This window comes from Candidatus Binatia bacterium, assembly GCA_036504975.1.
Taxonomy (GTDB): Bacteria; Desulfobacterota; Binatia; order UBA9968; family UBA9968; genus JAJPJQ01.
Genome location: DASXUF010000089.1, coordinates 14,925 through 37,454, shown reverse-complemented (window position 1 = coordinate 37,454; position 22,530 = coordinate 14,925). Strand labels below are relative to the sequence as shown.

Annotated in this window: 30 protein-coding genes; 28 read left to right on the top strand and 2 right to left on the bottom strand. The window is 54.2% G+C overall.

Annotation, left to right across the window (positions count from 1 at the left end; genetic code table 11):
- The first annotated feature begins 41 nt into the window (after window positions 1-41).
- From VGL70_11895 to VGL70_11855, 9 genes are all read left to right on the top strand, one after another.
- Window positions 42-263, top strand: a complete 222-nt coding sequence (locus VGL70_11895) for a hypothetical protein (protein ID HEY3304226.1) — start codon at window positions 42-44, stop codon at window positions 261-263.
- Between the two features lie 92 nt (window positions 264-355).
- Entirely contained in the window at window positions 356-1,501 is a 1,146-nt protein-coding gene (locus tag VGL70_11890) for a hypothetical protein (GenBank protein ID HEY3304225.1), read from the top strand.
- A gap of 134 nt (window positions 1,502-1,635) precedes the next feature.
- Window positions 1,636-1,959, top strand: coding sequence for an SHOCT domain-containing protein (locus VGL70_11885; GenBank protein HEY3304224.1), 324 nt, complete (start codon window positions 1,636-1,638; stop codon window positions 1,957-1,959).
- A complete protein-coding gene (locus tag VGL70_11880) occupies window positions 1,956-2,438 on the top strand; it encodes a PCYCGC motif-containing (lipo)protein (protein HEY3304223.1) in 483 nt (160 codons plus the stop codon). Before VGL70_11885 ends, VGL70_11880 begins: the two co-directional genes overlap by 4 nt.
- Before the next feature lie 68 nt (window positions 2,439-2,506).
- Window positions 2,507-3,508, top strand: coding sequence for an ABC transporter substrate-binding protein (locus tag VGL70_11875; protein ID HEY3304222.1), 1,002 nt, complete (start codon window positions 2,507-2,509; stop codon window positions 3,506-3,508).
- 31 nt (window positions 3,509-3,539) lie between these two features.
- Complete coding sequence (locus VGL70_11870; GenBank protein ID HEY3304221.1) at window positions 3,540-3,947, top strand: FxLYD domain-containing protein; 408 nt, start codon at window positions 3,540-3,542, stop codon at window positions 3,945-3,947.
- Between the two features lie 93 nt (window positions 3,948-4,040).
- Complete coding sequence (locus VGL70_11865) at window positions 4,041-4,721, top strand: thioredoxin domain-containing protein (protein ID HEY3304220.1); 681 nt, start codon at window positions 4,041-4,043, stop codon at window positions 4,719-4,721.
- A 36-nt stretch (window positions 4,722-4,757) separates the two neighbouring features.
- Entirely contained in the window at window positions 4,758-4,931 is a 174-nt protein-coding gene (locus tag VGL70_11860) for a hypothetical protein (GenBank protein ID HEY3304219.1), read from the top strand.
- Between the two features lie 19 nt (window positions 4,932-4,950).
- Window positions 4,951-5,283: a hypothetical protein gene (locus VGL70_11855; protein ID HEY3304218.1), complete on the top strand. Its 333-nt coding sequence runs from the start codon at window positions 4,951-4,953 to the stop codon at window positions 5,281-5,283.
- A gap of 467 nt (window positions 5,284-5,750) precedes the next feature.
- On the opposite strand, the gene VGL70_11850 is transcribed toward VGL70_11855, so the two are convergent.
- Window positions 5,751-5,885: a hypothetical protein gene (locus tag VGL70_11850; protein HEY3304217.1), complete on the bottom strand. Its 135-nt coding sequence runs from the start codon at window positions 5,883-5,885 to the stop codon at window positions 5,751-5,753.
- A 135-nt stretch (window positions 5,886-6,020) separates the two neighbouring features.
- Between VGL70_11850 and VGL70_11845 the strand changes: the two genes are divergently transcribed.
- The 11 genes from VGL70_11845 (at window position 6,021) to htpX (ending at window position 18,065) form a co-directional block, all read left to right on the top strand.
- A complete protein-coding gene (locus VGL70_11845; GenBank protein HEY3304216.1) occupies window positions 6,021-7,277 on the top strand; it encodes a TolC family protein in 1,257 nt (418 codons plus the stop codon).
- An 8-nt stretch (window positions 7,278-7,285) separates the two neighbouring features.
- Window positions 7,286-8,572 carry an efflux RND transporter periplasmic adaptor subunit gene (locus tag VGL70_11840; protein ID HEY3304215.1) on the top strand — a complete coding sequence of 429 codons (1,287 nt, stop codon included), beginning with the start codon at window positions 7,286-7,288 and terminating at the stop codon, window positions 8,570-8,572.
- Window positions 8,573-8,584: 12 nt separating this feature from the next.
- Window positions 8,585-11,731: an efflux RND transporter permease subunit gene (locus VGL70_11835; GenBank protein ID HEY3304214.1), complete on the top strand. Its 3,147-nt coding sequence runs from the start codon at window positions 8,585-8,587 to the stop codon at window positions 11,729-11,731.
- 12 nt (window positions 11,732-11,743) lie between these two features.
- Window positions 11,744-12,058, top strand: a complete 315-nt coding sequence (locus tag VGL70_11830) for a P-II family nitrogen regulator (protein HEY3304213.1) — start codon at window positions 11,744-11,746, stop codon at window positions 12,056-12,058.
- A 37-nt stretch (window positions 12,059-12,095) separates the two neighbouring features.
- Entirely contained in the window at window positions 12,096-12,509 is a 414-nt protein-coding gene (locus VGL70_11825) for a hypothetical protein (GenBank protein HEY3304212.1), read from the top strand.
- Window positions 12,510-12,530: 21 nt separating this feature from the next.
- Window positions 12,531-13,031 (top strand): c-type cytochrome, encoded by a 501-nt coding sequence (locus VGL70_11820; GenBank protein ID HEY3304211.1) that lies wholly within the window; start codon window positions 12,531-12,533, stop codon window positions 13,029-13,031.
- A gap of 12 nt (window positions 13,032-13,043) precedes the next feature.
- Entirely contained in the window at window positions 13,044-13,832 is a 789-nt protein-coding gene (locus VGL70_11815; GenBank protein ID HEY3304210.1) for a prolipoprotein diacylglyceryl transferase, read from the top strand.
- 654 nt (window positions 13,833-14,486) lie between these two features.
- Window positions 14,487-14,795 (top strand): hypothetical protein, encoded by a 309-nt coding sequence (locus tag VGL70_11810; GenBank protein HEY3304209.1) that lies wholly within the window; start codon window positions 14,487-14,489, stop codon window positions 14,793-14,795.
- A gap of 24 nt (window positions 14,796-14,819) precedes the next feature.
- Window positions 14,820-16,748, top strand: coding sequence for an ATP-dependent zinc metalloprotease FtsH (gene ftsH / locus VGL70_11805; GenBank protein HEY3304208.1), 1,929 nt, complete (start codon window positions 14,820-14,822; stop codon window positions 16,746-16,748).
- A 27-nt stretch (window positions 16,749-16,775) separates the two neighbouring features.
- A complete protein-coding gene (locus VGL70_11800) occupies window positions 16,776-17,198 on the top strand; it encodes a hypothetical protein (protein HEY3304207.1) in 423 nt (140 codons plus the stop codon).
- Window positions 17,199-17,213: 15 nt separating this feature from the next.
- Window positions 17,214-18,065 (top strand): zinc metalloprotease HtpX, encoded by an 852-nt coding sequence (gene htpX, locus VGL70_11795; GenBank protein ID HEY3304206.1) that lies wholly within the window; start codon window positions 17,214-17,216, stop codon window positions 18,063-18,065.
- A gap of 11 nt (window positions 18,066-18,076) precedes the next feature.
- Here the strand turns inward: htpX and VGL70_11790 are convergent, their stop codons facing one another.
- Window positions 18,077-18,304, bottom strand: a complete 228-nt coding sequence (locus VGL70_11790; protein ID HEY3304205.1) for a hypothetical protein — start codon at window positions 18,302-18,304, stop codon at window positions 18,077-18,079.
- 69 nt (window positions 18,305-18,373) lie between these two features.
- Here VGL70_11790 and VGL70_11785 point away from each other — a divergent pair, with 69 nt between their 5' ends.
- The 8 genes from VGL70_11785 to VGL70_11750 all read left to right on the top strand — a co-directional run bounded on the left by VGL70_11785 (window position 18,374) and on the right by VGL70_11750 (window position 22,529).
- Entirely contained in the window at window positions 18,374-18,634 is a 261-nt protein-coding gene (locus VGL70_11785; GenBank protein ID HEY3304204.1) for a DUF5676 family membrane protein, read from the top strand.
- Between the two features lie 56 nt (window positions 18,635-18,690).
- Entirely contained in the window at window positions 18,691-19,110 is a 420-nt protein-coding gene (locus VGL70_11780; GenBank protein HEY3304203.1) for a hypothetical protein, read from the top strand.
- 100 nt (window positions 19,111-19,210) lie between these two features.
- Window positions 19,211-19,534, top strand: a complete 324-nt coding sequence (locus VGL70_11775) for an SHOCT domain-containing protein (protein HEY3304202.1) — start codon at window positions 19,211-19,213, stop codon at window positions 19,532-19,534.
- Window positions 19,535-19,605: 71 nt separating this feature from the next.
- Complete coding sequence (locus VGL70_11770; GenBank protein ID HEY3304201.1) at window positions 19,606-20,067, top strand: Rieske 2Fe-2S domain-containing protein; 462 nt, start codon at window positions 19,606-19,608, stop codon at window positions 20,065-20,067.
- Window positions 20,068-20,149: 82 nt separating this feature from the next.
- Window positions 20,150-20,410 (top strand): DUF5676 family membrane protein, encoded by a 261-nt coding sequence (locus tag VGL70_11765; GenBank protein ID HEY3304200.1) that lies wholly within the window; start codon window positions 20,150-20,152, stop codon window positions 20,408-20,410.
- Between the two features lie 12 nt (window positions 20,411-20,422).
- Entirely contained in the window at window positions 20,423-20,965 is a 543-nt protein-coding gene (locus VGL70_11760; GenBank protein HEY3304199.1) for an SRPBCC family protein, read from the top strand.
- Window positions 20,962-21,912, top strand: a complete 951-nt coding sequence (locus tag VGL70_11755; protein ID HEY3304198.1) for a DMT family transporter — start codon at window positions 20,962-20,964, stop codon at window positions 21,910-21,912. Before VGL70_11760 ends, VGL70_11755 begins: the two co-directional genes overlap by 4 nt.
- On the top strand, window positions 21,909-22,529 hold the full coding sequence (locus VGL70_11750) for a hypothetical protein (GenBank protein HEY3304197.1): 621 nt from the start codon (window positions 21,909-21,911) through the stop codon (window positions 22,527-22,529). Before VGL70_11755 ends, VGL70_11750 begins: the two co-directional genes overlap by 4 nt.
- The last annotated feature ends 1 nt before the right edge of the window (window position 22,530 follow it).

The window sequence follows — 22,530 nt, the reverse complement described above, 5'->3', positions numbered from 1 at the left end:
GCCAAGAGGTTGGAGCCACGGAGAAGACTGCGGTCTGCTCAATGAAAAAGAAAGGATGGCTCAAGGGCGGGCTCACGATGGCCCTATGCTGTGCGGCGCCGCTGCTCCTGATAGCTGCAATTACACTTTTCGGGATATCGCTTGGCGCGCTCGCAAGTGGGTTCTTGAGCATTGCGGCACTGCTCGCCTGTCCCGTCGGCATGTACCTCATCATGCGGATGATGATGAAAGAAAAAAAGGAAGACCAACCATCAGGAAAGTAATGGTTTATAGCCCAGCCAACTGAAACGCCTGCGTAAGGATATAAAAATTCTGCTTCGCGGCTGAAGGTCATTTTGAAAAGGTTGCTGCACCGTTGACTTTCAAGATCTCAATTCCGCTGGTCCTTGCAAGCTTATTGTTCCCTGCTATTTTAGCTCTCGCGCACGAAGCCCCGCAGCACGTCGATCCTGAACTTCTTTCCGGTTGGCTTACCTGGCTTCATCTCACTATCCAATGGACGCACCTTACGGCCTTTGTCCTCTGGTTTGGCTTAACCGCAGGTACTCTCCTCCTTGAGGCAAAGCCATCGTTGGATCAGCTCCTTTATTCAGCTTGGTTTCTGGTCCTCGTGATTCTCGCAACAGGCAACTATAACATGGAATACAGCGCCGGGATTCCAGAGACGCCGAGCCTTCTTTTGCTTCCCCTGTTGGAAAAAATTCCCTACGGAGTCACCTACACCATCATCTTGGCAGTTAAGTTGGGACTATACATCTTGGTGGTACTGATTACTTTGGTAACCACCCTGCTTCATCTCTGCTCTCGGCTAGACAAAAGTAAACTTAGAAAGCTTTTCCTCATCTCGCAGTCTGTTCTCGTTATCATCATCGCTTTCGCTACCGCGACGGTTCTTTTCTATCACGAAGTTGCGGACCTGTGGCCAACTCCGATTCACTCGCTAGGCGGTGTCGTGGGCCCTGAAGGCCCTCGCGGCCAAACTGCATCGAACCAGAACATGCCGCCTCCGAACGACTTTCGGCTTCTCACAACCGGCGCTGCGTGGATAGATATCACGACAAGGTGGGTTCACCTCCTCGGTTTTGGGCTCTGGTTGGGAGGAAGCGCGACGGCGCTCGTTTTTAGTCCAGTATTGCCGGCGCGGTTTCTATCGGTTTACTGGATCGCTGTTTTGATTCAGACTTTCTCCGGAGTAGTGAGCATGGACCGTTGGACTCCGTTTTTTCTTCCACCCTACTTCTGGAATCTTGATGGCTTATCTCAAATTCGCTTTGGCCGGAGCTATACGCTGTTCATGGGAGCTAAGCACATTCTGATCTTGACGGTCTTAGCTTTCATGATCATTTGGACCTTGCGGTACTTCAGTCTGCGCCGTAAGAATAGATCTGTGGAGTTGCCGATCCGTGCTCTCGCTGGAGCGACGTTTTTTCTCGGTCTTGTTATCGGATATATCATGATGATCGTTCTGTTCCTTCACGAGGGAGTTGATCACGCTTTGTGATCGAACCCAATAACCGGCGGGAAAACGCTGTGAGAATATTATCGTCTACAGCCAGCCCGGCTGACTATTCTGCGGCAAAGCGAAGGAGTTTCTTTCGCGAAACGGTCGCCTTTTTGGCAAAACAGGAGGGTGCTATGAAAACGATCGCGTTGATGGGATTAGTGGTTCTCTTGATACTTTCCGAAAATACCCTGGCGCAGCAAAGTGGCCAGCGGCAAGAGGGTTCATCCATGCAGGGGATGCAAGGAATGATGGGAGAGCAAAAGGGCGGTGAAGGCGGCATGCAGGGCATGGGCGGCATGATGGGCATGATGAAGATGATGGATCAGTGCCACGCGATGATGTCGGCTCACAAAACCGGCGACGCTGATGGCGCGCTCGACATTCTCAAGAAGCGTTACGCGAAGGGCGAGATTAGCAAAGACGACTTTGAAAGAATGAAGAAGGATGTCGAGTGATTTCCGGAACCGGCAATACAATTGACAGGCGCGCTTTCCTGGTTCACGGGTTCACGACACTGGGACTTTTGTTGGCGGGAGATTTCTCGCTCGTATGGGCTGGTGAGGCAAGCAGCTCCGCCTACAAGCTAGCCCCGGAGTCCGTGCTTGCTGCGGATATCAGACGCGCCTCTCCGAGAATCAGGGAAGCTTATCGGTTTGCTATCGCGAATCAGGAAGTCCTCCGCTACATTCCTTGCTATTGCGGTTGCGGCAGCGACGGTCATACGAGCAACGCATCTTGTTACCTTAAAGAAAGTTCCAAACCGGGCAACCTGATTTTCGACCGGATGAGCCTCAACTGAGACATCTGCATCAACATCACGCGTGACGTGATGAGAATGATGGACCAAAGCAAGCCCTTGAAGGAGATCCGAACGTATATCGACCGGACCTACAGTAAGTACGGATCTCCAACGCCCACACCTCCTGCGCCATGAGTTGACGGACCTGCCGTGTCGAGCGGGATTTACTTCCATTCCATTGCCGCGGGCGATAAGGTGATCCAGTGAAGATTCAGGGCTCCGTCTTGCGCGGGTATATTGCCTCATTCGTGACATGGGGCATTGCGGTGCTGATGAATCTAGTCTGTTCGCCCGGTGCGTTGGCGGCACAGCCGCCAACGTCTTTCAAAATCGGAATCCTGACCGACGCCATGGTGCCTTGGCACTCTAGCACTAACGGGTTCCGGGACGGTCTCAAGGAGTTTGGCTACGTAGAGGGAAAAAATATCATCTTCGAGGTTCGCGCCTCGAAGGGCGACTTGGCGCGTCTCCCTAAGCTGGCTGCAGAACTGATAGAACAGAAACCGGATCTTCTCTTTTGTGTTTCGGATGCGTGCCGGAAAGAGACCGGGCGGATACCGATCGTTTTCACGCAAGTTAGCGATCCCGTGAGGCTCGGCCTCGTTGAGAGTATTGCTCGACCGGGAGGGAATATCACAGGCATAGCCAATCTCCGAGCTGAACTGACAGCCAAACGTCTGGAGCTCTTCAAGGAAGCCGTTCCCGCTCTTCGTCGAGTGTTGGTGACGTACGACTCAACGAAGACTGAGGAACGTGAGGCTCTGGCATCCGCGAAGAGCGAAGCTAGTCGTCTTAAGCTGATCCTCATCGAAAACTCCATTACGAGACCGTTGGAGATCGAGCCGGCACTCGCCAAGCTCAGCGAAGGTGGCAGGGACGGTATCTTGATCATTCAGTCCGGCCCGAATCTCAACATCCCCGGGCGAAGCCTCGAGGTAGCAACCTCAAACAACCTGCCCACTATGTATCCGGCCTCGTTCTGGTCGCAGTTCGGCGCACTGGTTTCATATGGTCCTGACCAGTATGCTCAAGGCCGCCAGGCCGCGCGCTTGGCCCATAGGATCCTTACGGGGACGCCTCCTCGTGAGCTGCCCGTCGAGCTCCCCGACCGGATCGAGTTCATTATTAATCTTAAAACCGCGAAGCAGCTCGGCCTCCAGGTTCCTGGGGAAGTGCTGTCTCGCGCTAATCGCGTCATTAAATAGGCGCGGCTCTAGCCGCAGAAGGAGGAAAGTTATGAAGGCAACTGCAGTTCCATTTCTTGTCGGGCTTCTGATGCTCGGAGGGTTTAGCACCTCTCTGGCAGCAGATCTGAAAGACAAGGTTAAGGTGGAAATCGACAGCGTTGGCTTACACCCCGGGATGGATCCGGGGATGTATATCTGCGCGTCAAACCACCTCCACATAAAGGGGACCGTGCAGAACATGGCCGGCGTTACCCTTGGCAAGATAAAGGTGGGGGGAAAGGCCTTTGGGGCTGACGGCAAGCTTCTCGGAACGGCCACGTTTTTGACGAAGCAGGCTACCCTTGGTCCGAGCGAGAAGGCAGAGATCAACTTGGAGTTTTTAACGGTCACCGGCCCTATGATCGAGCAAGTTAAGAAGCACAATCTAGAGGTCGTCGAGGCCTTGTCAACGCCCTGACGATCCGGTTTTACGGCAGGTGGCGGGGGATTTGTTTCCGATGTGGACCCTGTGTTCACCCGCCAAGGATTGCCCGTGATGAGGATGATGAGGGTGTTGGCGGTGATGATCATGTTGACGGCGGGCTACACGCTTGGCTTCGCGAATGCCGTAGTGGCTGGCGAGCAGACTACCGCATCTCAAACTTTTGTCTTGGAGTCCACGCGGGTTCTGGGCCTCCCGAGTGCACCGGTTACCATGTTCGAGCTGTCGGACTTTCAATGTAGTTTCTGCCGAAAATTTTGGGCTGAGACGCTTCCACGAATAAAAGAGACCTATATCAAGAACGGCCAGGTCCGGTTCGCGTACCAGCACTTTGCCCTTCAGGGAGAGCATTCCTTTGCTGCCGCTCAGGGTGCCGAGTGCGCCGCGGAGCAGAAGAAATTCTGGCCGTATCATGACAAGCTTTTCCAGAGTCAGGGCGGACTCGCGTTCACAAACGCGAAGCTGAAACAATACGCTCGGCAGGTGGGGCTGGACGTGGGAGCCTTCGACCAGTGCCTGGACTCGCGCAAGTACCAAGAGAAGATCGAGGATGAGACCAAGCGCGGATTCGAGCTCGGGGCTCGGGGGACGCCGACCTTTTTTCTCAACGGCCGGATACTTGTGGGCGCTCAGCCGTTCCAAGTCTTTCAGACAGCAATCGAGGAGGCGTTAGCGAAGGCGTCTACGCAAAAACCAAGGAGTTCTACCGAAGCCACCCCCGCTAATCGGCTCCCGAGATCCATCCAGTAAGGAGATTATCGTCAAAGCGCGAACGAGGACACGCACATGGCTGACCTGCACCCCTACCCCGGCACACCACGCTGGTTGAAAGTGTCTGGGATCATCGTCATCGTCCTGGTCCTGCTGGTCGTCATCATGATGTTCATCGGCGGTGGTGACCACGGCCCTGGTCGCCACATACAGTCCGGTTACCCTGGTCGGGCCACACACCGCACATAGAACACCGGGTGCAACAGCCATGACCATGACACCCGGCCTCCGCAAGTTCGTGCTCACCGCGCATGTCACTTGCTCGGTCGGCTGGCTCGGCGCGGTCGTTGCCTACTTCCTGCTAACCGTCTTCGCGACCATCATCTTGCTGCTGCACATGCCGACAGTGAGTTACTTCGCAGGCGTAGCGGCAGAGACGGACAGTGTCTCTCTCGGCGGGCTGCGGGGCGAACTTCTCCACGCTGGCGGCGGCCTGCGGGTGCTGCTCGTGGCCACGACGCTGGCGGTGTACAAACCGCGGGGCATGACCCGATACGGGTGGCGTAAGCAGTACGAGGAGCGTCCACTGTCGCAGCCTTAGATGCAGCGACCCTTCGAAATTGGGTGTGATCGCGCGGGTCGGTTTTTAGCAGCGCGCGAACGGCCGATGCATAAGCTCCGAACGGGAATCGTCGGATTAGGTGATGGAGGACTACTTTAATAGGCCAAGGCACAGACCCACCAGCCTCCTCGTTTTGCTCGTAAGGGCTATTTGAAAGAACGAAGTTCCTCTGGTATAGGACACAAGGAATGAATCGCGGGTCCTTCAAATTTTATACGATACTTGCCTTATGTCTGATCGTTATCCATTCCGGGATAGCGGAGGCGCTGGCAAGGTGCTTGGACGAGGACCATTCAGCCTCGGCAACAGCTCAGCATCACCACGATACGCAAGGCCCGAACAAGCACAGCGAGTCGTCAGACGAATCTGAACCGACTATTCATTGTATTTCAGTACATCTACAAGTAGGGCCGGCGCTGCGGGCGTCCGTCGTCGAGCTGACTCGCTCAAGTAAAGGCGTATTGCTTACTGCCGGTCTGCACCCCGAAACGCTGTCCTCCCCGTTTAGAAACGATCTGTGGCTGGAGGCGGTCTTCAAAAGAGTTGTAACGTTCTCTCTGCCAATCGATCTTGCTCGCCATCTTTTCCTTTCTGTTTTTCGGATCTAGTACCGCCGCTTAACTTCACTCTATTTCATTCCCGATTTCATACGGGCTTGTGAATTAGTGTCCGCGCGTTCCGCAGCGCGTACTTTTTTAGACGTTAAGAGGTTGGTTATGGTTACTTCACGGTGGATCAAGATCTATTCGATATCCTTCGGGGCTTATCTCTTTTCCGTGTCATCTGTCTTCGGCGCCGAACGCTTGCAACTGACGTTGGAGCAGGTCGTCAGAATTACGCTGGAGCGCAACCTGGAACTCAAAGCCAAGCGGGAAGACCTGGGTTTAGCCGAGGCCAGACTTATCCGGGCTAATCTTCTATTTCAACATAATCCTGAGCTGGAGGGGGATGTCTCCAATCGCCGCTTGAACAAGTCTGAGGACGGCTCCCGAAATGTTCTTCAGGGTGGTGTGTTCTTTTCTCAGGAATTCGAAATTGGCGGCCAACCTGTTTTCCGGCGCCAAGCGGCACAAAGAAATTTTGAAAAGATCAAATTTGAAGTTGCTGACTTCGAGCGAACCTTGCGCTTCCGCGTAACCGAACTATTCCTGCGACTCGTCAACAATCAAGCAAAGGCCAAGCAGGCAGAACAGATTGTCGATCTCCGAAGCCGTCTCTATGAAGCGTCCGGCACCCGTCTCAGGCTGGGGGACATCCCTGAAGTTCAGCACACTCTTTCAGAATTTGAATTGAGTCGGGCCAGAAGTGACCTGATCGGGTTGCGGCGAGACTATGAAGAATCGCTGGCGAAACTCAGAACGGACCTGGGGCTCGAGCCCGACGTCCAGGTGGAAGTCATCGCCGAACTGAAGCCGGCTCCGACGTCTCTCTCTCCCGCTGATCTGGTCAGGACTGCGTTGGAGCGAAGGCCCGATCTTTCCGCGCTGGAGCGTGAGGTAAAACTGACTGAGGCTGAAGAAAGACTCACGCGGTCAGAAAAGATTCCGAACATCAAAGCCGGTCCATTCTACGAGCGCGATGATAGGGACAATATCATCGGCGGACGGATCTCGATCCCACTGCCGATATTCGATCGCAAACAAGCGGAGCTTCGAGAAGCGCTGGCGCGGAAGAGCGCGGCGAACATCAATTATCTCAACTTGCGCCAAGGCATTGAGAGGTCCGTTCGGGCGGCTTACACGAGGCTCAAATTGAGCGAACAGGAACTCTCGTATTATCCCGAAACTGCGATGAAAAAATTCGACGAGACGCTGGAGCTTTACCTGAAAGCTTACGAGGAGCGGCAGGTCGAGCTCTCGGAATTCCTTCTCTTTCAAAATCAGATGATCGAAGCGCGACAGAAATTCGTCGACGCCATAACAAACTACAATCTTTCACTGGCTGAATTAAAGCTTCAGGCGGGGATCGAGTAGGAGCGAGCATGCGAAACAAGAGAGTTATTCTCGTGGTTGTCTCAACCATCCTTTTGTTGCTCTCTTTCTGGCTTGGAAGGATCACGAGCCGCGGACACAAGGATGACAAGGAGTCTAACCATCAGGAAGTTTCAAACACCGGCGCCAAACCGAAACAGGATGAATCCGCTTCGCATACCCACGAAGAGGGCAAAGCCGACGAGCACGCGGAGGGGAAGCAAGAGGCACAGGGTTTGAAGCTCGGTCCTGAGGAGATGCGCAATATCGGCTTGAAGACAGTTGCCGCCGATCTTCGCCGGGTAGAGAGCGTTATTCGGGTGGCAGGGGTCGTCAAGGCACATCCCGATAGAGAGGCGCAGGTAAGCAGCAGGGTCTCAGGCAAAATAGCGAGCCTCTCAGCCAAGGTGGGTGACGGGGTCTCGAAAGGTCAACGTTTAGCGGAGGTCCAGAGCGCCGAGATTCAGAAACTCCAGGTGGAGCTTATCCAGGCTGAGAATAAACTCACCCTGGCGAAGGCGGAACTTAGTCGTATCGAGCGCCTGGTCGAAAGCAAGATCGCCGCCCAAAAGGAACTCATCGCCGCTCAAAACCAGTATCAAGCTGTTCTCAACGAGATCGAAGGGCTGACCCAGCAACTCGTTCTCTTAGGCCTTCCAGAAAGTGCCGTAAAAAAGGCTCGCGGAGAGAAAAGTATCTCTACGTTTGCTGTCCTGTCTCCTATCGGCGGCATTGTGGAGGAACGGAATGTCGTTCTAGGGGAGACAGTCGAACCCAATAAGGTGATCTTTAAAATTGTTGATCCCTCGACTGTCTTTATCGAGGGCAGTGCCTTTGATGAGGCATTGCCACGGCTAAAAATCGGACAGACGGTTCGCATTCGCCTTGGTTCGTATCCGAAAGACCTCTTTGCGGGGAAAATAGCCCGCTTCAGTCCCACCATCGATCCGCAAAAGCGCGTGCTTCGTCTGTGGGCCGAGGTTCCAAATCGCGAAGGAAAACTAAAGCCCAATCTATTTGCCGAGATGGATGTTGTCGTAGGAGGAGGGCAGGAAGTGCTTGCCATTCCGTTGGAGGCGCTCATCACGACAGAAGGACAGAATTTTGTTTTTGTCGAGGACAAGGGCTCTTTCCAGCGTGTGGAGCTCGTTCTAGGGACACGAGATGACCGCTATGCGGAGGTAAAAAAAGGCCTGCTCCCCGGCGACCAAGTAGTGACAGACGGAAAGCAGCAAATTTACACCAAATCGCTGATGGCGCGGCAAGGCGGGGCGGCGTTGGGCGGCCACGCGCACTAGAAGGAGCAAAAAATGTTCGATTGGATAACGAAGTGGTCCCTCCGTAACCGTTTACTCACGGTGGTGGCGTTTGTGATTGTTCTCGTGGTGGGAATCTTCGCGGTTTGGCAGATAACCCTGGATGTCCTGCCGGAATTCGCCCCGCCACAAGTGGTGATTCAGACTGAGGCGCCTAGCCTTTCACCGGAGAATGTGGAGACGCTGATCACCTTTCGCATCGAGGCCGTAGTGAATGGGACGCCGGGAGTGGATGTGGTCCGTTCCAAATCCTCGGCGGGGCTGTCTACCGTCATCGTGGTCTTCAAGTGGGGAACCGATATCTATACGGCACGGCAGCTTGTCAACGAACGACTCCAGGAGGCGCGCGAGCAGTTCCCTCCCGGGACCGAAGCGCCGGTCATGCTTCCCATCACCTCCGCCGTGAGCTGGCTGGTCAAATTCTCCCTTCAAAGTGACAAGGTTTCCCTTTTAGATCTCAGGACGCTTTGCGACTGGGATATCCAGAACCGCCTCTTGGCCATCCCCGGAGTGGCCTCTGTGGTTTGTATGGGGCCGGGACCTAAGCAGTATCAAGTCCTCCTTTCCTCGCCAAAACTCCTACAATACGACACTACTGTGAAGGATGTCGTAGAGGCGCTCCGTGAGACCAATAAAAATGTGCCCGGCGGCTTCAACGTTGTCCACGGCCAGGAGTATGTGGTCACCGGCGTCGGAAGAGTAACCTCGCTTGATGACCTTAAAAACACGATTGTTGCCGAACGGGAAGGTGTTCCCATTCCATTGAAGCTAGTAGCGGAGGTTCGCTTTGGCCCGGAGTTTCCAAGAGGGGACAGCGCCTACATGGGCAAGCCGGCGATTATTGCCACGGTCTCTAAGCTCTTTGGTGCCGACACGCTTACGGTCACGCATCAGGTAGAACAGGCGCTGGAAGAGATTCGGAAAACCCTGCCTCAGGGTGTTGAGATGCATCCCCAGGTATTCCGCCAGGCTAACTTCATTGAGTCTTCTATTCAGAACCTTCGACGCGCGCTGCTGGAGGGAGCCGTAGTTGTCACTATCGTAGTCGTCTTTTTTCTCTTCAATGTTCGAGCCTCACTGATCACCTTAACTGCCATGCCCTTAAGTCTGCTTCTGGGCATTCTCATCCTCAAGGCATTTGGCGTAGGGATCAATTCCATGACCTTGGGTGGACTGGCGATCGCCATAGGCGCGGTCGTCGATGATGCCATCATCTATGTGGAGAACATTTTCCGGCGCTTGCGGGAAAACCGGCAACAGGAAAATCCTCTCCCGGCCATTGAAGTGGTGTTTCACGCCTCCCGAGAGATCCGGGATTCCGTTGTCTATGCTACCTGGATTATTCTTGTTGTGTTTGGTCCCATATTTCTTCTCACCGGGGTCGAGGGACGAATCTTCACTCCGTTAGGCCTTGCCTTTACCGCCTCTCTCTTTGCCTCCCTCGTTGTGGCTGTGACTCTGACGCCGGTGCTTTGTTCTCTCTTGCTGATCAAGGCGAGAGTCGTAGGGAGACAAGGACTTGAGCATGAGCAGGAGAGTTTTACCATTCGCCACCTTAAAGCCTCCTATGAGCGTCTCCTTCGACGTGCCTTGGATCGTTCAGGATTGGTGATCGTAGTCTCGGTTATTCTTCTGACGATTAGCGTCGTTATGTTTCCGTTTCTCGGCCGCTCCTTCCTGCCGGAATTTCACGAGGGGAATTTCATCTTGGCGGTTACCAGTCTCCCCGGCACTTCACTCCCAGAGTCGATGCGCCTGGGATACCGAATCACCGAAATGCTTCGGAAATATCCCGAGGTTGTGTCTGTTGCCCAACGGGTGGGCCGGGCGGAATTGGACGAGGACGCCATGCCGCCCAATTTCATAGAGTTTGATATCCAACTTAACTACGGGAAAAGGGACCCGGAAGAACTCATCCATGCCATCCGAGAAGATCTGGAGAAGATCCCAGGCGTTGCAACCAACCTGGGGCAGTTTATTGCTCACCGTTTGGATGAAGTGCTCTCGGGCATTCGCGCGCAAATCGCCATCAAGATTTACGGGACCGATCTCGACCGGCTCTTGGAAAAAGGGCAGCAAGTGGAGCAAATCATGGCAGGGATCAAGGGAGTTAAAGATCTCCAGCTTGAACAGCAGATTCGAGTTCCCGAAATCCGGATTAACGTAAATCGAGAACATGCGGCGCGGCACGGACTGAATGCCGGAGATGTATTGGAAGTCGCTCAGATTGCTTTTAATGGAGAGCACGTTTCGAAAGTCATTGAAGGACAGAAGAGCTTCGACCTGTTTGTCTGGTTTGATGAGGCCTCCCGGCGAGACACGCAAGCCATGCGGGGAGTGCTCATCGATGGCCATAAGGACTTCAAAATTCCTCTCAGCCAGGTGGCCGAAGTAGCGCTTGAAAACCGCCCCTACTTGATCAACCGCGAGCGGGTCCAAAGGCGGATTGCGGTTCAAGCCAATGTAGTTGGTCGTGATCTGGGGACTGTGATTGCCGAGGCTCAAGAGAAGATTGCGAAGCAGGTCAATCTCCCCGCAGGGTATTTCGTGGAATACGGCGGGCAATTTGAAAGCCAGCAGCAAGCTACCCGGGTTCTGCTAACCTACGGCCTGGTAGCGTTGGTGGCTATTTTTGTGCTGCTATTCAAAGCCTTCAACTCCGCGCGGGCCTCGTTCTTGGTGATGGCTAACCTCCCTCTTGCCCTCATCGGTGGAGTTGCAGCTATCTTTCTCACAGACAGGATCATGAGCGTCCCTTCCATGATTGGTTTTATAGGCGTGTTCGGTATTGCTGCGAGAAACGGCATTATCCTTGTAAGTCGCTACCGGCAGCTTCGGGCCGAGGGAAAATCAAAAGAAGAAGTGGTCGTGGAGGGATCCAAAGAACGGCTTGCTCCGGTTCTCATGACTGCCGCCGCCGCAGCCCTGGGGCTTGTGCCTCTTCTCTTCGGTGACATCGCCGGTAAAGAGTTGGAGCGGCCCATGGCTCAGGTGATTTTAGGCGGACTTTTCACTTCTACGTTCTTGAACATGATCGTGGTTCCTGTTCTTTACTTGAAATACGGCTGGGAGAGTGAAGAAGTTTTTGCGCGGCAGCTTGCTATCGAGCGGGGAGAGATTTTGGGTGTCACGCAAGAATAGGGGGAGAAAGCGATGAAGATGATATGGGCTGTAGTCCGGTCGGACAAGATCGAACAGATCGCACGCCAACTGAACAAGGCTGGCGTCGGTGGATGCACCGTGTATCCCGTGCGCGGCTACGGTGAGCATTGGCATCTATACGAACCGTTGATTCACGGCGGCCACCATAAGCTCGAAGTGATCGCCGAGAACGAACAAGTGGAAAGCGTGGTGAATGAAATCGTCAAAAGCGGCTCCACGGGTCGGGCAGGTGATGGCATGCTGTCGGTTTTTGATCTTCAAAGCGTCGTCTCTTTGAAAACTAGACTGAGTTCCAAGGAATCGTAGAAAGTAGAGTAGGAGGGGAAAAGGAGGTTTAACGTTCATGTATTTCAAGATGGTAGTTTTTTCGTTTCTGTCATTTCTGATTGTGTTATTTGGCGTAGTGCATGCTGACGAGACCGCCGATGAGCACGGCCATAAGACACCTCACGGTGGAATCGTACGAGAGGCGGAAGGGATGCACGTTGAGTTCCTGATCGATAAGACCGGTCAGCCCAAGCTTTACCTCTACGATAAAGCCATGAAACCCCTGGAGCGGACTGATTTGGAAACCAAGCTGACCGTAAAGGGACATGACGGAGAACAGCACAGCCGGGGATTGAAAGCGGTGAAAGACCCCAAAGAGGCAGTGGTATATAAAGGAGAGCCCATCAAAGGCGCAAGTGATTGGGACACCGCGGTCGTGAGCCTGAAAGTGAAGGATCAATGGCATCATATACGATTTTCACACCACTGAGGCGCATTGGAGGTCGTTGAGATGAGGCGGTTTCTTTTCGCAACCTTTTTAATTGCCGTCATCATCGGAGGACTTTTGTCTGGCGCATGTTCCAGGCGTCAGAAAAACGATGAGGTGGCCAACCAGAAGATGGACATGCATGGTATGACATCCGACTGGAAATTTACTTTGCCGCAAGGTGATCCGGTCGAAGGGCGGAAGCTCTTTATCGAGGCGGAGTGCTACAAATGCCATGAAGTCAAAGGTGAAAAATTCCCAGGCGTGGCAGACGGAGAAAAAGGAGTCGGCCCGGAGCTGTCGCAGATGGCAGGAATGCACCCGCCGGAGTTCTTTGCCGAGTCCATTATCAATCCGAACGCAGCGATCGATCCGAAAGCCAAGGAGCTGAGCTATCTCGGAGAAGACGGCAAGTCCAAGATGCCGGATTACAGTGATACGTTCACCGCTAAGCAGGTGGCGGACCTCGCCTCTTACATAGCATCCCTCAAAGGACAAACATCGGGTGAGCAGATGCGGCACTAGCGTATCATCTTTATGTATCCTGTTCTTTTCAAGATCGGCCCGCTGACCATTTATAGCCTGGGTCTTCTCTGGGCTCTCGCGGCTTTCGCAGGCGCGTGGATTCTCCGTCTCGAACTGAAACGCTACGGCCATGATCCTGATCTTGCCGGCAGCGTCGTCATTGCCGGTGCGATCGGGGGATTACTTGGCGCCCGGTTGCTCTTCACCTTGGAAGAATGGGAGAGCTTCACGCGCGCGCCGTTTGATTTCCTGCTTAGCGGGGCTGGTTTTAGCTGGTACGGGGGTCTGCTTGGAGGGGGGCTGGCGGCGGCCTGGCTTTTCAGCAAACACAAAATGCCTCTAGCTCGCGCCGGAGACATGGCGGCTCCGGCTCTTGCTCTGAGTTACGGTATCGGACGTATCGGTTGCTTTCTCGCCGGCGATGCGACGTGGGGCAAGGTTACCGGAGCGCCCTGGGGGATGGCCTTCCCCAAAGCAGTGGCAGGATGGGCGGATCCGCTGACCGGCCTGCCGTATCCGCTGGGAGTGCGCGTACACCCGACACAACTCTATGAGATGATTCAGTCACTGTTCGTTTTTTCGATCCTCTGGGTTCTTAGAAAAAGACCTCACCCTCCGGGAACAATCTTTTACCTTTATCTAGTTCTTGCGGGGTCAATGCGGTTTATCGTCGAATTCTGGCGTGCAAATCCCGTAGTGGGTCTTGGCATGACGGAGTACCAGTGGATCAGTCTGGCGTCGGTCATTCTCGGAATCAGCTTGTTTTGGTATCAAGAACCGGGGCGAATCAGATTAACTTGAAGAAGACCTGCGAGTTACTACTCCGGTCACGAAGAAAGACGTATTTCCTAAACTTGCGAAGATCATCGTCTCGATTCGCAATCCTGACAAAAAAATGGGCGACTGGCTTATGAAAAGTCTTACGAAAACCGTGGCATAATTCATGCTCAGTTGTCGGGATATGACGGCTCGTTTCTTCAAGACATTTGCGGCAACCCTTCTCTCGCTCACGCTTGCCTATTACAGCGTGGCGTGGGCGGTGCTGCAGTGTCTTCATGAAGAAGATGATTCATACCAGGGCGCCGTTTCGGATGTGGAGAGCCATACGACTTATCATGACCTCGCATTAGACCATTCATCGCCAAATCTTGAGTGTCCCGGTCCGGCTTGCATTATAGAATCAATGGACTCGTCGTCCCAGTCTCGCTCCATCAACTTAACGGGAGAGATCCGTCTTAACTTCGCCGATTCTTCAGTTATGCGATCTGCCGCAGGCGACGAGAAAAGCGTTCATTGGCGGAGAAGCATTTTCGACAGATCCCCGGACGTTGTACCCATCTACCTCGCTCTTTCCATCCTGCGCATCTAACGACTAACCGTTCATCGCCGGCTATTTCAGTCCGGCTTGCGGCTACGTGCGCCGACAGTGTGCCTAACGGTTGGGGAAGCAAGGTTATGCTGCGAAAAAATTGGAAGGTCATCTCTCTCATCGTGATTACCACAGTGGCCGGCACTGTGGCGGTTGTGGAGTATCGCAGGATCAAAATCCTCGAAGGCAGGCTGGATTGCGCCGCGGGCTGGTTGGAGGAGACAAAGCCTTTGCACGGAGAACAAATGAAAAATCCCGCAAATTTCACCGGGGAGAATATGCAGAAGCTCATGGATTCGGTGGATCGTGCGTATCGCTGCGCGACGAAGGACCCATCTTCAGGGGGCGCGCCCGGCAGCGGCTCTTTCGGCCAACATCCCGTGCAGCCACACTAGAGAGTCGTGAAAGGGAGTCAAGGCATGGAAAAGAAGCAACAGCAGTTTTCAGTCGGATACTTCTTGGTAGCTTTTCTCATCATAATGATGGTCCAAAATTACTTCGCGACGCCCCACACCCAGACCATTACATACAGTCAGTTTAAAGATCTGGTTCAGAAAGGTCTGGTCGAAAATCTAGCCATCGGAGAGAAAATCGTTCGCGGGACCGTGAAGGCTGAGGGGGTTAAGCAGGTTTTTCCCGCAGAAAAACTCAAAGACGCCTCTCCGGAAGTAAAGGAAGGAAAGAAGCCCCATCCGTTTAACACCGTCAGGGTCGAAGATCCGGGTTTGACGGATGAGCTCGAAAAAGCCCGCATTCCGTTTCAGGGGGAGCTATCTAACAACTGGCTCTCGACGATCCTGTCCTGGGTAGTTCCCACGGCTCTGTTTTTTCTGTTGTGGGGCTTTCTGATGAAAAAAATGGGCGCCCAGAGCGGATTGATGCAGATCGGCAAGAGCAAGGCGAAAGTCTATATCGAAAAGAAAACAGGCGTGACCTTCGCCGACGTGGCCGGCATCGATGAGGCGGAGGAAGAGCTTGTCGAGGTCGTGGAGTTTCTCAAGACGCCGGAAAAATACCAGCGGCTTGGCGGTCACATCCCGAAAGGCGTGCTGCTCCTTGGTCCTCCGGGCACCGGAAAGACTTTGCTTGCGCGGGCGGTGGCGGGTGAGGCCAACGTCGCCTTCTTCAGTATCTCCGGGTCCGACTTTGTTGAAATGTTCGTCGGTGTGGGAGCCGCGCGAGTCAGAGATCTATTCTCTCAGGCTGTGGAACATTCTCCAAGCATTATCTTCATCGATGAGCTTGATGCTCTGGGCAAAGCCAGGGGCATGAATGTCCTTTCCAGCAACGACGAACGCGAACAAACTCTGAATCAGCTCCTGGCCGAGATGGACGGCTTCGATCCCAATAAGGGAGTCATCATCATGGCCGCAACCAACCGGCCCGAGATTTTAGATCCCGCCTTGCTGAGGCCGGGGAGATTCGATCGTCAGGTCCTGGTCGATCGTCCCGACGTTAAAGGGCGCGAGAAAATTCTTCAACTCCACGCAAAGAAGATCAAGCTCTCTTCGAGCGCCGATCTCAGCGTCATAGCAGCCAAGACGCCGGGATTTGTCGGCGCCGATTTGGCCAACATCGTCAACGAGGCCGCTCTTCTAGCCGCGCGTCAGGGAAAAGACGCGGTGGAGATGGCCGACTTCGATGAGGCGATTGAGCGGGTCGTAGCGGGGTTGCAAAAGAAAAGCAGGGTCATGAGCCCGAAAGAGAAGGAAACGGTCGCCTACCATGAATCGGGCCATGCCTTGGTTGCCGAGCTTACTCCCGGTTCGGACCCGGTATCGAAAATCTCGATTATTCCGCGTGGGGTAGCCGCCCTCGGCTACACGCAGCAGTTACCGACCGAAGACCGCTATATCCTGAAACGCTCCGAGCTGCTGGCGCGGATCTACATTCTTCTGGGCGGAAGAGTCGCCGAGGAGATGATCTTCGGGGATGTTTCCACGGGCGCGCAGAACGATCTCCAGCGGGCGACCGAGATTGCCAGAACCATGATCACGCAGTTCGGCATGAGCGAAAAGTTGGGTCTGGTTTCTCTGGAAGGTCCGAGGGCTCCGATGTTCCTTCCCATACCGATGCAGAGCCAAAAGGAGTACAGCGACGATACGGCGCGGATTGTCGATGAGGAGGTGAAGAAGATTTTGTCGGAGGCGCACATCAAGGTGACGGAGATTCTTGGCTCCTATCGCGTGGCCCTGGAGGAACTGGCAAAGCTCCTTTTGAAAAAGGAGGTCGTTGAAAGACCTGAGCTGCAATCGATTCTTAAGGTCAGGAATCTTGTGACCATTAGGGGAAGAAAAAGACTAGAAGAAATTTCCACGTCGGCGGAACCCCAGGAGAACAGGGAGTAACGGAGAGATGAAGGAGGAAACCCTTTTATGAAAGCCATCAAAGTTTTGGTGACAGGATTTATCCTGAGTAGCGTTTTGTTCGGGTACACCGAAATTGTCGGCGCGTCGGAATCCGCGCCCGCCGGAATAACGCGCAGTAATTCCGGCGGAGGCGTCACCGTAAACGTAACGTATCCTCATTCCCAGAATACAGATGAAACCCGCTTTGAAGTGGTCCTGGACACTCACGCGGTCAACCTCGATGCTTACGATCTAAAGACGCTGAGCCTGCTGCGCGACGACACGGGCAAAACTTACCAGCCGGTCCGCGTGGAGAACAAGGGGAGCGGTCACCACCGCGAAATTGCGGTTGTGTTTCCCAAAGTCTCGGCCCCGGCCAAGCGGTTGGAGCTTGTGATTAAAGATGTCGCGGGAATCAAGGAGCGAAGTTTTCTTTGGGACCTTCAATAAAGAGGAGATGAGGGAATGAACACGCTTAAGACGACGTTTTTAATGGCGCTTCTGACTGTGATTCTGGTAACGGCCGGCGGCGCATTAGGAGGAGAAAGCGGCATGGTGACGGCTTTTCTCTTTGCTCTGGTCATGAACGGGGTGAGTTACTGGTTCAGTGATAAAATTGTTCTGCGCATGTATGGGGCGAAAGAAATTAGCCTGGAGGAGGCCCCGAAGCTCCACCGCATCGTTCAAGACTTGACGTTGCGCGCTCATATGCCCATGCCGAAAGTCTACGTGATTCCTCAGGAGTCTCCGAACGCCTTCGCCACAGGCAGAGATGAGAAACATGCTGCCGTGGCCGTCACGGAAGGCATTTTGGATATTCTCAGTGAGTCCGAGCTGCGAGGAGTCCTGGCTCACGAACTTTCCCATGTCAAGAATCGCGACATCCTTATCGGCACCATCGCCGCGACGATGGCCGGCGCAATTTCGATGCTCGCCTATATAGCGCAATGGGGGTTGATTTTCGGAGGAAGAGGTAGTGACCGCCGGGAGGGCGGCAATCCGATCGTTGCCCTGGCTATGATTATCCTGGCGCCGCTGGCGGCTATGCTGGTCCAATTAGCAATCTCTCGCAGTCGCGAGTACGGGGCAGATGCAACAGGGGCGAGTATTTCTGATGATCCTTTAAGTCTGGCCAGTGCTCTCAAGAAACTTAAACGGGGAGTAGAAAAGATTCCGATGGAGGCCAATCCTGCCACCGCGCACATGTTTATTGTGAGTCCCTTGACGGGCGGAGGTCTGATGAATCTGTTCAGCACACATCCACCGCTGGAGGAGCGGATTGCCCGGCTGGAGATGATGGCAAGAGGGAAAGGGTAAACTCTCCGGGATTAGGTGGGCAGTTGCGTTTTCTCGATATGGGTTGAGAAAAACCAACGCAAGAAAGGAGAACGGTTATGGGAGAGTTCTTGCAGAATAACTGGTTTTGGATCGTCGTCTTCGTGTTTTTTATCTGGATGCATTCTTCGGGAATGGGCTGTGGGGGACATGGCGGCGGGCGTCGGCACGGCGGTGGGGATGAGAAGAAAAAGCCCGAAGAGGGCGGCGGACACCAACATTGAGTGGAGGCTCCAAACATCCGCCGTGTGCCAGAAACAGCAAATCGCGCTCCTTCAAGGAGGACGAAAATGAACCCGCTCAATATACGTGTCGTCACCTGGACGATGGCGACATTTACAACCTTCAGTTTTGTTGTCTGTGTGCTCTACGGCCTGATCGTGCCGGAAAGTATGCATCTTGTGCAGTTCCTTGAGATTACGCTTCCGGGGTTCAAGTGGTTAAGCGTCGGCAGTTTCTTCATCGGACTGATCGAAAGTTTTCTTTACGGCGTTTATGTGGGGCTGGTCTTCACGCCGATCTACAATTTTTACAACAAGAGATGGGGATAGGTTTAAGCGGTAAAGGAATGACTGTGCTACCAACAAAAACCCAAAAGGAGGGGATCATGAAGAAGTTTATTTTACCGATCATTTTAGCGGGAGCCGTCGGCTCTCTGCCAGTGCTGGCCCAGGAAAAAAAGGACATGCCCATGAAAGAAGGGATGCCTATGAAAGGCGAGGAGATGAAAGGCGGAGGGATGATGATGGGACAAATGAAGGAGATGCAGGGAAAGATGGGAGAGATGCGGAAGGGGATGGGCGGGATGATGAAAGGCAAAGGCATGATGAAGGGCGAGGAAACGAAAAACATGGGGAAAATGATGGGCGGGATGTCCGGCATGATGGGCGACATGGGACAAATGATGGGAAGCGGCAAGATGACGCCGGAAGAGATGGAGAACATGTCGAAGATGATGGGCGACATGTCGGGAATGATGAAGCAGATGTCGGAGCGGATGAAGGTGGGAACGAAGAAGACGCAGTAGAGGTTGGTTCAGAGACGCTTGGTTCGAAACCGATCTCAAAGCTTTATGGGATGGTGTAGGTGGGGTTAAGCAAATTACATCGAGAGCAAGGGGGAATATTATGGAACGACTGGCGAAGCCGTTGATAGGCGTGCTGACCGGTTGGTTGATCCCGATGGCGGCATTGGCCCAGGAGCGTTCCTACGAGTGGGGATGGGGTATGCATCCTATGTGGTGGGGCGCCTGGGGATTCGGCATGATGTTATTGATGCTTCTATTCTGGGTTTTGGTGATCGTAGGCCTTGTAATCGGCATCCGCTGGCTCCTGGGTCAGGGCAAGGAATCGCGTTCTGACTCGGCGCTCGAAATCCTGCGCCAACGATATGCGCGTGGCGAGATCAATAAAGAAGAATTTGAGGCGAAGAGGAAGGACCTTGGCGGATAATTGAAAGAAGGTCGAAGCGACGGCCAGGATGCTTTGGAGGAGGCTCTGCGGTCGCTCAAGGGAGAAGAATCATGAAGATAAGCCGCAGAAAATTTCTGGACTGGTTTCTCGGGACGACTGCGGGAGGATTTTTCCTTTCCGTGTTCTATCCCGTTTCCCGCTACCTGATCCCTCCGAGAGTCGAGGAGTCCACGGCTCTGACCGTGACTCTTCCCGTGAAGGCGCAAGAGGTAAAGCCAAACTCAGGGCAGATCTTTAAGTTCGGAAGCCAACCGGGAATCGTGGTCCGGACTCCGGACGGAGACCTGCGGGCTTTTACCGCTATTTGCACTCATCTTGCTTGCGTCGTGCAGTACCGGCCCGACCTGCAACATATCTGGTGCGCCTGTCATAACGGTCATTATGATTTAAACGGCAAAAATATCGGCGGGCCGCCTCCAAGACCGTTGGAGCCATACGAGGTCAATGTCCGAGGAGATCAGGTGGTGATCAACAAGGCGCGCTCGCGGGAAAGCGCGGCGGCAAGAGCGTAACCAAGGTATGGATTGCCGGTTGATGTATCACAGGATGCACAAAGCGAGTCTCCTGAGAGCGATTGTGCATGGGAGGTGACTTATGAAACTCAACGTTTGGCCGTTTGGATTTGCAGTCGGAATCGCCGTAGCGGCGGCGTTCACGATTTGCGCGTTCTTTGTCGCCGTCGCGCCGGAAGCGACCGCGGCGTTTATTGGCTATCTGTTGCATATCGATCTCTCTGGACTGACCCGGCCGGTAACGTGGGCGAATTACTTCGCCGGCGTCCTCGCGATCGGTATCTGGACGGCTCTGATGGCCGCCGTCGCCGCCGGGATCTATAATTCTATGATTTCCAAGTGAGACGGAATTCGTATGCCGACGCTGCCCCATCACCATGCGACCAGCGCGCGTGTTCGAGCGCTTGCGGAGAAACTCTTCGCCTTCCTCGACGATCACGCGCGCCTGTCCTCGCACATGACCCGCTCCTCTTGGATGATGGGCCGCGGACGGATGCAGATCGAATTTGACGACGGCCGCGGACAGCGGATCGGATCGCGCATTCGATTGGCCGGGAGAGTCTTCGGTATCGAATTGTCGCTCGACGAGGTCGTGACCGAGCGGAATCCGCCCTATCGCAAAGTCTGGGAAACGATCGGCGCGCCGAAACTTCTGGTGATCGGCCATTATCGAATGGGGTTTGAGATAACAACTCAGGGAAATGACTCAGCGCTTCGCGTTTTTATCGACTACGCGCTGCCGGAAGCGCCGCCGGCTCGTTGGCTCGGGTATATGCTCGGGCGATACTATGCGAGATGGTGTACTCAACGCATGGCCAAAGACGCGATGAGACACTTTGCACTGGTCGCTAAACGGGACCTAACGCAGCGAACATCGGGAGTGAACCCAGCGTCATGAAGAATAACACTTCCTCGAGATCCGGCTCTTTAATCTCATTACAAAACATTCTCGCAGTCGTCGTGGTCATGGTATGGGGCGTTTGCTTCGTGGTTATCAAGGCCACTCTAGGAAATAGTCCGCCACTTTTTTCCGCCGCCGCGCGAGGTCTGGTCGCCGGCCTGCCGCTTGTATTGGTCTCGGCGTTAATGGGTCGCCTGAAAGTTCCGGCCGATACTTGGGGTTGGATCATCCTCCTCGCGCTCGGCAACGTCACGCTGGGGCTGGGGGCGATGTATATCAGTGTCGGTCCGGCGGGTTCCGCGATTCCTTCCGTGCTTGCAAATGTTCAAGCTCTTATCGTCGCTCCTTTCGCCGTTTTATTGTTTGCTGAAACGCTGAACTGGAAAAAGCTCGCGGCGCTGAGCTTTGGGTTTATAGGGGTGATTCTGACCGTAGCTCCCGGTAGTGTCTCTCTCGGAACCCTGAACGGTTCGCTATTCGCGCTTCTGGCATCCACCGGCCTTGCAGCGGGAACTCTTATTCTCAAACACATCGGACGTCGAGTCGATTTCCTAGCAGTTACCGCCTGGCAATATCTCCTCGGCTCTCTACCGCTCTTGCTGGCAGCGCTGATGGCGGAAGACGTTCGGGAAACTACATGGACGCCGAGTTTCATCTCCGGCCTTCTTTTTTCCGGGCTGGTCGGCTCGGCCGGTTCCTCGTTGCTATGGTTTTTTCTGGTTCAACGGCAGGAACTGATCAGATTGACGGCCTTCACGTTCCTGACGCCGCTCTTCGGAGTTCTGTCGGCGGAGATTTTTTTTCGTGAATCGCTCAGTCCTCTCAACGGCATCGGGCTTCTCATAACGATAGCTGGAGTAGCAGGGCTTCAATGGAACAATGAGGGCGTTTCCTTTCTCAGGTCGCGATCTGACGATGCGAAGAGCATGGCGAGGTTTACATGAAGCTCACAATCGGCGTCATGGGTTCTAGCGGCGGCGAAGTGAGCGATGCGGTCCGCCGCAAGGTGTATCTCCTTGGCGAGGCCATCGCGGAGCGCGACGCCATACTTATCACCGGGGGTTGTCCGGGACTCCCATACGAGGCGGTCAAAGGCGCCAGGGCGAAAGGCGGACTCGTCGTCGGCATTTCGCCGGGACTCTCTATTGACGAGCACCGGAGTAAGTACCGATCGCCCGTGGACGGATTCGATCTGCTCATCTATACAGGCAGCGGCCTTATGGGCCGGGAGATCACCAACATTCGCTCATGCGACATAATCGTCATAGCAGGAGGGCGAAGCGGGACGCTCGGCGAGCTGGCGATCGCTTACGACGAAGGCCGCCTGATCGGCGTGCTGACCGGCACCGGTGGGATCACGGAAATTGTGGAGACCATTATCAGGGCCAGCAATAAAGACACGGGGGCTTGCGTCTTGTACGAAGATGATCCGGCCAAATTGATCGACCGGCTTATCCATTACTACCGCACGGAGCATTTTCGGAAGCCCTCCTGCTTTTGCGATGGGAGAGTTTTAGGATTACTTCGGAAACGAGATGCTCCCAATACAGCCCAACGGTGAG

Coding starts and splice junctions, on each gene's coding strand:
- VGL70_11895 (HEY3304226.1), top strand. CDS start 42: ATGAAAAAGAAAGGATGGCTCAAGGGCGGGCTCACGATGGCCCTATGC.
- VGL70_11885 (HEY3304224.1), top strand. CDS start 1,636: ATGAAAACGATCGCGTTGATGGGATTAGTGGTTCTCTTGATACTTTCC.
- VGL70_11870 (HEY3304221.1), top strand. CDS start 3,540: ATGAAGGCAACTGCAGTTCCATTTCTTGTCGGGCTTCTGATGCTCGGA.
- VGL70_11860 (HEY3304219.1), top strand. CDS start 4,758: ATGGCTGACCTGCACCCCTACCCCGGCACACCACGCTGGTTGAAAGTG.
- VGL70_11855 (HEY3304218.1), top strand. CDS start 4,951: ATGACCATGACACCCGGCCTCCGCAAGTTCGTGCTCACCGCGCATGTC.
- VGL70_11850 (HEY3304217.1), bottom strand. CDS start 5,885: ATGGCGAGCAAGATCGATTGGCAGAGAGAACGTTACAACTCTTTTGAA.
- VGL70_11845 (HEY3304216.1), top strand. CDS start 6,021: ATGGTTACTTCACGGTGGATCAAGATCTATTCGATATCCTTCGGGGCT.
- VGL70_11840 (HEY3304215.1), top strand. CDS start 7,286: ATGCGAAACAAGAGAGTTATTCTCGTGGTTGTCTCAACCATCCTTTTG.
- VGL70_11835 (HEY3304214.1), top strand. CDS start 8,585: ATGTTCGATTGGATAACGAAGTGGTCCCTCCGTAACCGTTTACTCACG.
- VGL70_11830 (HEY3304213.1), top strand. CDS start 11,744: ATGAAGATGATATGGGCTGTAGTCCGGTCGGACAAGATCGAACAGATC.
- VGL70_11825 (HEY3304212.1), top strand. CDS start 12,096: ATGTATTTCAAGATGGTAGTTTTTTCGTTTCTGTCATTTCTGATTGTG.
- VGL70_11820 (HEY3304211.1), top strand. CDS start 12,531: ATGAGGCGGTTTCTTTTCGCAACCTTTTTAATTGCCGTCATCATCGGA.
- VGL70_11815 (HEY3304210.1), top strand. CDS start 13,044: ATGTATCCTGTTCTTTTCAAGATCGGCCCGCTGACCATTTATAGCCTG.
- VGL70_11810 (HEY3304209.1), top strand. CDS start 14,487: ATGCTGCGAAAAAATTGGAAGGTCATCTCTCTCATCGTGATTACCACA.
- ftsH (HEY3304208.1), top strand. CDS start 14,820: ATGGAAAAGAAGCAACAGCAGTTTTCAGTCGGATACTTCTTGGTAGCT.
- VGL70_11800 (HEY3304207.1), top strand. CDS start 16,776: ATGAAAGCCATCAAAGTTTTGGTGACAGGATTTATCCTGAGTAGCGTT.
- htpX (HEY3304206.1), top strand. CDS start 17,214: ATGAACACGCTTAAGACGACGTTTTTAATGGCGCTTCTGACTGTGATT.
- VGL70_11790 (HEY3304205.1), bottom strand. CDS start 18,304: ATGTTGGTGTCCGCCGCCCTCTTCGGGCTTTTTCTTCTCATCCCCACC.
- VGL70_11785 (HEY3304204.1), top strand. CDS start 18,374: ATGAACCCGCTCAATATACGTGTCGTCACCTGGACGATGGCGACATTT.
- VGL70_11780 (HEY3304203.1), top strand. CDS start 18,691: ATGAAGAAGTTTATTTTACCGATCATTTTAGCGGGAGCCGTCGGCTCT.
- VGL70_11775 (HEY3304202.1), top strand. CDS start 19,211: ATGGAACGACTGGCGAAGCCGTTGATAGGCGTGCTGACCGGTTGGTTG.
- VGL70_11770 (HEY3304201.1), top strand. CDS start 19,606: ATGAAGATAAGCCGCAGAAAATTTCTGGACTGGTTTCTCGGGACGACT.
- VGL70_11765 (HEY3304200.1), top strand. CDS start 20,150: ATGAAACTCAACGTTTGGCCGTTTGGATTTGCAGTCGGAATCGCCGTA.
- VGL70_11760 (HEY3304199.1), top strand. CDS start 20,423: ATGCCGACGCTGCCCCATCACCATGCGACCAGCGCGCGTGTTCGAGCG.
- VGL70_11755 (HEY3304198.1), top strand. CDS start 20,962: ATGAAGAATAACACTTCCTCGAGATCCGGCTCTTTAATCTCATTACAA.
- VGL70_11750 (HEY3304197.1), top strand. CDS start 21,909: ATGAAGCTCACAATCGGCGTCATGGGTTCTAGCGGCGGCGAAGTGAGC.